The organism is Halorhodospira sp. 9622 (assembly GCF_022228025.1).
Classification (GTDB): domain Bacteria; phylum Pseudomonadota; class Gammaproteobacteria; order Nitrococcales; family Halorhodospiraceae; genus Halorhodospira; species Halorhodospira halophila_A.
The window spans coordinates 1-1,169 of the sequence record NZ_JAJNRE010000078.1; the positions used below are offsets into that span (position 1 = coordinate 1).

Annotated in this window: 1 protein-coding gene; it reads left to right on the top strand. The window is 69.1% G+C overall.

The genetic code is table 11. The features are described from left to right. The first annotated feature begins 1 nt into the window (after position 1). Entirely contained in the window at positions 2-1,162 is a 1,161-nt protein-coding gene (locus tag LRG07_RS13635; RefSeq protein ID WP_238642741.1) for an ATP-binding protein, read from the top strand. Positions 1,163-1,169 lie beyond the last annotated feature (7 nt).

Here is a 1,169-nt window from a genome sequence, read left to right on the forward strand (position 1 = left end):
CATGATTCCTAGGCACGCCCAGGCCACGCTCGAGCAGCTGGCTGCCAGCTTCCCGGTCGTCGCCGTCACCGGGCCCCGCCAATCCGGCAAGAGCACCCTCGTCCGGGCGCTCTTTGCGGACCGTCCCTACACCTCCCTGGAGGACCCGGACCAGCGGGAGTTCGCCACTGACGACCCGCGTGGCTTCCTCGCCCAATTTCCGGGAGGGGCTGTTCTGGACGAGGTCCAGCGCTGTCCGGCGCTACTCTCCTACCTGCAGGGACGCGTCGACCAGAGCGGTCGGCTCGGCGAGTGGATCCTGACCGGCTCACAACAGTTCGGGATGGTCTCGGCCGTGACCCAGAGCCTGGCCGGGCGAGTCGGCATGCTGGCACTCCTGCCGTTCGCGCGCGACGAGCTCCTGGCCGCGCAGCAGCTGCCGGAGCAGTTCAACGAGGCGCTTTGGCGGGGCGGCTACCCGCCGATCTACGACCGCCCCGTGGAGCCCGCCCTCTGGTACGGCTCCTACGTCCAGACCTACCTTGAGCGCGACGTCCGTCAGCTACTCGGCGTCCGCGACCTGACCCTGTTCCAGCGCTTCCTGCGCTTGACGGCGGGGCGGACCGGGCAGCTGCTCAACCAATCGGCCCTCGCCGAGGAGGCCGGCGTCAGCCACAACACGATCCGGGAGTGGCTCTCCGTGCTCGAGGCCAGCTACATCATTCATCGGCTGCCGCCGCACCACAACAACTTCAACAAGCGCCTGGTCAAGACGCCGAAACTCTATATGCTCGATACCGGCTTGGCGTCCTGGCTGCTCGGCATCGAGTCTGCGCAGCAGATCGACACCCACCCGCTACGCGGCGCACTCTTCGAGACCTGGGTGGTCGCCGAGCACCTGAAGGCGCGCTGGAACGCCGGACGCCCCTCCAATCTTTACTTTTGGCGCGATCGGGCTGGGCGCGAGGTCGATCTGGTGATCGAGCGCGGCGGCCGCCTGCAGCCGGTGGAGATCAAGGCCGGGGCGACGGTGACCCGCGATGCCCTCCGCGGCCTGGAGCGCTGGTGCGAGCTCGCCGGCGACGAGGCCGCCGGAGCGCGGCTGATCTACGCCGGCAGCGAGGCGCGTGAGCAGCGGGGGATCCGCATCCAGCCGTGGCGCTCGGCGATGCTCGAGGCGTAGCCCATCA

Excerpts from the sequence above, each read along its gene's own strand:
- LRG07_RS13635 (WP_238642741.1), top strand. The coding sequence starts at position 2 with ATGATTCCTAGGCACGCCCAGGCCACGCTCGAGCAGCTGGCTGCCAGC.